Raw genomic sequence first — 6097 nt, 5'->3', positions numbered from 1 at the left:
TTATCAACCGTTTTGGATGATTTTTTCAGCAGGCCGCTCACTTTGTCTACGATTATTTTTTCCTGCGGTGTGAGGTAAGTCACCACATAAGCTTTCCAATTGGTATTGACGCTGTCTTGGGCCTGATTGATTTTTGTTAGTGCTTCGTCGAAAGTTATTTGTTTCTTATTCGCAAGATGTGCTGTAGAAAGTATTACTGAAGTATTATAACGGACATCTCCCAACTGATCCATCGGAATCAACCTGTCCTCAAAAAGTTCCTGGGAATTTCGGTTAAGTATCCGGATTTGCATCAAACCATAAATACCTACAAATACAATAAAACAAGACATGACAGATACCAATAAGGTCAGTTCCATGGATGCTCTTGCCTTGTTAACCATGCTCTTTTTTTTTAATGGAAATTCTGCTTTACAACATTGTAAATCTTTTGGAACTGTGGTAAAATTTCATCAAAAGAAACAATGTTATGCCCAAATTTAATGGTTCTTCCAATACTAATAATTACAAAACAGATGAACTACACAAAAAACACTATAAACGAATTAAAACACAAAAGCCGTTAAATTTCTTTAACGGCTTTTGCTTTTTTAACTTTTGCTTATATCTCTAACTATACGTTAAATCTGAAGTGCATCACATCTCCGTCTTTAACAATGTACTCTTTTCCTTCTACACGCAGTTTACCAGCCTCTTTTACTTTTGATTCCGAACCGAAGTTAGAATAATCATCAAATGCGATAACTTCCGCACGGATGAATCCTTTTTCAAAATCAGTATGGATTACTCCCGCAGCTTTTGGCGCAGTATCTCCGATATTGATTGTCCACGCTCTGACTTCTTTCACACCTGCAGTAAAATAAGTCTGAAGGTTCAATAATTTATAAGCCGCACGAATCAATACTGACGAACCTGGCTCGGTAAGTCCCAAATCTTCCAGGAAAACCTGACGCTCTTCATAGCTTTCTAATTCGGTAATATCAGCTTCAGCACCCACAGACAGAATAATAACTTCTGCTTGCTCGTCTTTAACCATTTCGCGAACCTGATCTACATACTTGTTGCCATTAACAGCTGAAGCCTCATCAACGTTACAAACATACAATACAGGTTTAGTCGTAATCAACTGGAAACTTTCCATCAATTCTTCTTCGTCCTGATTTTGAGGAATTACGGTACGTGCCGATTTTGCCTGCATTAAAGCAGCAACGATTCGGTCTAATAAAGCTTTTTCGGCCTGCGCTTCCTTGTTTCCGGTTTTTGCAGTACGATTTACTTTTTCTAAACGTTTTTCAACCGTTTCAAGGTCTTTTAACTGTAATTCGATATCGATGGTTTCTTTATCACGGATTGGATTTACATTACCATCAACGTGAACGATATTGTCATTGTCGAAACAACGCAATACGTGAATAATAGCGTTACACTCTCTGATATTCCCTAAGAATTGATTACCTAAACCTTCGCCTTTACTTGCACCTTTTACCAATCCGGCGATATCAACGATATCAACAGTAGCCATTTGAACACGTTCCGGTTTTACCAGTTCTTCCAATCGGTTGATTCTCGGATCCGGTACATTCACTACTCCGATATTAGGTTCGATAGTACAAAACGGAAAGTTTGCACTTTGTGCTTTGGCATTTGACAAACAATTGAATAATGTTGATTTTCCAACATTTGGCAATCCTACAATTCCTGCTTTCATTATATTTTTATTTACTGTTGGAAAAAACCAACAAAATTTTATAATCGTTTTAAAAAGTTTGCAAATATACCGATTATAATGGAATTAGAGAACAGCAGTTTGTTAACATAATTCTAAACGTTTTATAAAATATCATTTTTCACTTCCTAAAGCTTAAAAACAAAAAATCAGGAAGACAAACTGAATTCGTCTCCCTGATTTTCATTTCTTTACAATGGATGGCTTTAAACTATTTGGTCACTCTTATAAGCGTTCTGCGGCTTTTTGCTCTTCCTTCTTCCTTACTGTTATCTCCAATCGGGAATTTTTCTCCGTAGCCGACAGCTCTTAAACGATTCTTGCTAATACCTTTTGATACCAGATAATCAACGGCTTCTTTTGCTCTTCTTTCAGATAGTTTTTGATTATATTCTGATGTGCCCAGCGTACTGGTGTGTCCTTCTACATCCACATTTAAATCGGGATTCTCATTTAGGAATTTCACTACTTTATCCAGACTGGCTTTATCTTGTGCACTTAATGCTGAAACCGCTTTTTTATAATAGAAAGTCATTTCAGGACAGCCTAAATTATCTTTTATGCCTGCAACTTTCGGACATTTATCTTCATCATCATTAACGCCATCTCCATCTCCATCCGGAATTGGGCAGCCTGCATATTTAGCTACACCAACAACCGTCGGACATTTGTCATTTTCATCGTTGATTCCATCACCGTCAGTATCCGGAACCGGGCATCCGTCATATTTAGGTGATCCGGCAACATTTGGACATTTATCTTTACTGTCAAAAACGCCATCACCATCCGTATCCTTGTCTGACACTACCGCAGCAGGAGCCGCAACCGGTCCGGTAGTTTCAAGTGACGGAGGATTTGTTTTCATGTCTTCCAGTGTTTTTGGAGCCGAACGGAATCCGATGGTGACTCCAACCTGCAAGCCACGATTATTGATATCCTCGACGATGTGTTTGGGATCCGGTGGATAAACAGGTACTGTAGCATTAGTACCGTGACTGTCATTAATATCAGTAAATCCGTAAATGTATCTTGCGTAAACTCCAATATTGCCTGTAATCCAATATTCTATCCCAAAAGTACCGGCTATATCTGTACCTTTCAGATTATTTTTCTGGTCTATTTTCTCCCGATTATCAGCTTCTGAATTTGAATTGATCAGAAAATCAAATTGCGGACCTGCAAAAACCGAGAATCTCCAGATAGGATTAAACTTAAATAAAAGCGGAACGGATAAATATTCAAGTCGTAACTTTCCTCCAAGATCAGGATCGGGATGCGACTGACTTATCTCTGAACCCATAATCGAATACAACAGCTCGGGCTGAATGGAAGTCTTCTTACTAATGGCATAATTATAATAGACGCCGCCAACGAAACCGGGCTTATAATCCGTTTCAAGACCATTTACTGAAGGATCATAATTAATGGTAGACCAATTCCCTCCTAATTTTACACCAAAAAAAGTGCGATCCGTAATTTGGGCATTAACCTGTGTTATACCGCTGATTAATACCATTAAAAAGGCAAGTTTTCTCATAATCTACATATTTGTTGTACAGTTCAAAGTTTTCATCATCTGTTGAAAAACGTATAACACGGCACATCATTATTTTCTTTTAAAACGCATCAGGGGCTTATTATCCATGTTGAAATTCAATGTTTTACTATCTTCTGAAACAGAATAGGAATTGATTTTCTGCAGGTTTTCCATATAAATACTTTCTCCTTTACCATCACCACACATCATTCTAGTCATGGCCATTGGTTCCTTAAAACTGATTTTATCTCCGTCGACGATCAGTTTACCGGAATAGGAATTACAGCTGCTGTTTCCCGAAACAACATTATCCTTTGTTATAAAATTGATGGTAGGCTTTTTGTCGTGATACAATTCGTTGAATAAGTTCTCTTGTCCTGAAATATAAATTAATTCCCAGGAGCCGTTAAGCTTTTCGAATTGATCTTCTTTGTGGTTTTTAATTTTGACCGAATTGCAGCTTATAAAAGAAAGACATAATGTAACTGCTGTAAATAGACACTTCCTCATAATGTTAAAAAATTAAATTTTACTAACTTAAAAGAAGGGGCTCTCTAGAGAAATTAACTGTTAAAAACATGTATCGAATTTACGAATTTAATTTCATTTATCTGTAAATCAGCATTATAAATCAACCCGCAAGGCGAAAACTCATTTTTTACCGATACTTAATCCGACGTAAGAAATTTAGCAGTAACTTTACAAAAACCATCAAATTGCTTTTTTTATGAAAAAAATAATCCTCTCCGTCTTTTTTATTGCGCTGACCTTTGCGGGCTGTAAAACAAAAACACAAACAAAAGTCAACGAATTAAAAGTAGCTTTAGAACCTAAAAGCGATACCAAAACATCAGGAAATGTCGTTTTTTCTGAAAAAGAAGGAAAAGTCACCTTCACTGCAACTATTTCCGGATTGACGCCCGGTGTTCACGCTATCCACATCCATGAGAAATCTGATTGTTCTGCGGCAGATGCAACTTCGGCTGGCGGACATTGGAACCCGACATTCAAAAAACACGGAAAATGGGGAGAAGGCGAATATCATAAAGGCGATATCGGGAATTTCACCGCAGATGAAAACGGAAACGGTAAAATAACTTTAACCACAGACGAATGGTGTATTGGCTGCGGTGACGCTACCAAAGATGTTTTAGGGAAAGCCATCATCGTTCATAAAGGCGCTGATGATTTTGTAACACAGCCAACTGGAAATGCCGGAGGTCGTGTGGCTTGTACCGCTATTATCCGATAAACAGTTTTAGGTCTTTACCGGTTTTTGGAATAGTATTTATTTTACCTATTCGCAAACAAATGATACTTAAGCAGATATTAAATGAATTAGAGAGTGTATTGCCCTAATTCATTTAATATCCGTGCTAAATCCAGCACTTATATTTTTAATTAGAAAATTCTAAAATCGAAGATGACTGGTAAAATCAAATATAATTTCTCGGAAAAAGTTTGGCAATATTCGTCTCCCGGAGGCTGGTATTTTGTTTCGCTACCAGAAAACATAGTAAAAGAAATCAGGGAAACTTTAAAATCAGAAGAAGAAGGTTGGGGAAGATTGAAAGCAGAAGCTGAAATTGGAAAAAGTCACTGGAAAACGGCTATTTGGTTTGATACTAAACGAAACACCTACCTACTCCCTCTAAAAGCCGATATTAGAAAAAAAGAAAATATTGAGGCCGGAACAATTGTAGACGTGATTGTTTCGCTTTGAAAAGGAATGGCAAGGAACAGACAATTAAAAAAACTAAACTATGAGAAAAGTAATTGCTGCCATAAATATGACGCTTGACGGGTTTTGTGACCACACGGCTATTATTCCGGATGACGAATTACACCAACATTATGCCGACCTGTTAAGCAACGGAGATACCGTTTTATACGGAAGGATAACTTACCAACTTATGGAATACTGGAAGTCGGTTGTGGAAAACCCAACAGGTAACAAATCAATTGACGAATTTGCGGTAATAATGGATAAAATCCCTAAAATTGTTTTTTCATACACGCTGAAAAATACAGAATGGAAAACTGCAAAACTGGCAAACCAAACCATTGAACAAGAAATTTCTGCACTAAAAAAACAATCCGGGAAGGATATTTTGATTGGCAGCCGGAGTTTAATTATACAATTATTAAAACTTAATTTAATAGACGAATTTCAACTTTGCGTTCATCCCGTTATTGCAGGAAGCGGTTTACCACTATTCGAAAATTTAACCGACAGAATAATTTTTAAACTTTTGAATACAAAAACCTTTGGTTCAGGTGCAGTCGTATTCTATTATGAGCCGACAAAACAATAGACAAAACTTTAAACCATGGCAAAACATAATTTACTTCGAATGGATAATGTTGGAATTGTGGTTGAATCTCTTGACGAAACCATTTCATTTTTCCTTGAACTTGGACTAACGCTGGAAGGAAGAGCAATGATTGAAGGCGAATGGGCCGGTCGTGTGACAGGGCTTGGTAATCAATCCGTAGAAATCGCAATGATGGTTACACCAGACGGAAACAGCCGATTGGAACTGTCGCGATTTATTAATCCGAAAGTAACAGAAGATCACCGCAATGCTCCGGTAAATTCTTTAGGCTATTTACGCGTTATGTTTGCTGTTGCAGATATAGACGATACACTCGACAGGCTTTACAAGCATGGCGCACAACTTGTCGAGGAAGTAGTTCAATATCAAGACTCTTACAGACTTTGCTATATTCGTGGCCCTGAAGGAATTTTAATCGGAATTGCTGAACCACTTAAATAAAAATAAACAACATAAAACTGCGGTTTTTTGCTAGCTGGTCCAAACTTGTATTGCTCC

At 37.4% G+C, this 6097-nt stretch carries 8 protein-coding genes; 4 read left to right on the top strand and 4 right to left on the bottom strand.

Annotated features, from left to right (window positions below; genetic code table 11):
* The 4 genes from VLB74_RS12000 to VLB74_RS11985 form a co-directional block, all read right to left on the bottom strand.
* On the bottom strand, positions 1-383 hold a 383-nt coding region (locus VLB74_RS12000), incomplete at its 3' end, for an MCP four helix bundle domain-containing protein (protein ID WP_325203696.1).
* Between the two features lie 230 nt (positions 384-613).
* Positions 614-1708 (bottom strand): redox-regulated ATPase YchF, encoded by a 1095-nt coding sequence (ychF, locus tag VLB74_RS11995; protein WP_325203695.1) that lies wholly within the window; start codon positions 1706-1708, stop codon positions 614-616.
* A gap of 229 nt (positions 1709-1937) precedes the next feature.
* Entirely contained in the window at positions 1938-3263 is a 1326-nt protein-coding gene (locus VLB74_RS11990) for an OmpA family protein (RefSeq protein ID WP_325203694.1), read from the bottom strand.
* A gap of 69 nt (positions 3264-3332) precedes the next feature.
* Positions 3333-3773 carry an META domain-containing protein gene (locus VLB74_RS11985; RefSeq protein WP_325203693.1) on the bottom strand — a complete coding sequence of 147 codons (441 nt, stop codon included), beginning with the start codon at positions 3771-3773 and terminating at the stop codon, positions 3333-3335.
* A gap of 217 nt (positions 3774-3990) precedes the next feature.
* Here VLB74_RS11985 and VLB74_RS11980 point away from each other — a divergent pair, with 217 nt between their 5' ends.
* The 4 genes from VLB74_RS11980 (at position 3991) to VLB74_RS11965 (ending at position 6040) form a co-directional block, all read left to right on the top strand.
* Positions 3991-4515, top strand: coding sequence for a superoxide dismutase family protein (locus VLB74_RS11980; protein ID WP_325203692.1), 525 nt, complete (start codon positions 3991-3993; stop codon positions 4513-4515).
* 171 nt (positions 4516-4686) lie between these two features.
* Positions 4687-4986 (top strand): DUF1905 domain-containing protein, encoded by a 300-nt coding sequence (locus tag VLB74_RS11975; protein WP_325203691.1) that lies wholly within the window; start codon positions 4687-4689, stop codon positions 4984-4986.
* 40 nt (positions 4987-5026) lie between these two features.
* Positions 5027-5578: a dihydrofolate reductase family protein gene (locus VLB74_RS11970; RefSeq protein WP_325203690.1), complete on the top strand. Its 552-nt coding sequence runs from the start codon at positions 5027-5029 to the stop codon at positions 5576-5578.
* A 15-nt stretch (positions 5579-5593) separates the two neighbouring features.
* On the top strand, positions 5594-6040 hold the full coding sequence (locus VLB74_RS11965) for a VOC family protein (RefSeq protein ID WP_325203689.1): 447 nt from the start codon (positions 5594-5596) through the stop codon (positions 6038-6040).
* Positions 6041-6097: the final 57 nt, after the last annotated feature.

This window comes from Flavobacterium sp. (assembly GCF_035456225.1).
In the GTDB taxonomy this organism is placed as follows: domain Bacteria; phylum Bacteroidota; class Bacteroidia; order Flavobacteriales; family Flavobacteriaceae; genus Flavobacterium.
Note: the sequence above shows the minus strand (reverse complement) of the source record. Positions and strands in the feature narration are given on the sequence as shown.

What these genes read in the sequence shown, in the direction of transcription:
- VLB74_RS11975 (WP_325203691.1), top strand. Translation starts at nt 4,687, where the DNA reads ATGACTGGTAAAATCAAATATAATTTCTCGGAAAAAGTTTGGCAATAT.
- VLB74_RS11970 (WP_325203690.1), top strand. Translation starts at nt 5,027, where the DNA reads ATGAGAAAAGTAATTGCTGCCATAAATATGACGCTTGACGGGTTTTGT.
- VLB74_RS11985 (WP_325203693.1), bottom strand. Translation starts at nt 3,773, where the DNA reads ATGAGGAAGTGTCTATTTACAGCAGTTACATTATGTCTTTCTTTTATA.
- VLB74_RS11965 (WP_325203689.1), top strand. Translation starts at nt 5,594, where the DNA reads ATGGCAAAACATAATTTACTTCGAATGGATAATGTTGGAATTGTGGTT.
- ychF (WP_325203695.1), bottom strand. Translation starts at nt 1,708, where the DNA reads ATGAAAGCAGGAATTGTAGGATTGCCAAATGTTGGAAAATCAACATTA.
- VLB74_RS11990 (WP_325203694.1), bottom strand. Translation starts at nt 3,263, where the DNA reads ATGAGAAAACTTGCCTTTTTAATGGTATTAATCAGCGGTATAACACAG.
- VLB74_RS11980 (WP_325203692.1), top strand. Translation starts at nt 3,991, where the DNA reads ATGAAAAAAATAATCCTCTCCGTCTTTTTTATTGCGCTGACCTTTGCG.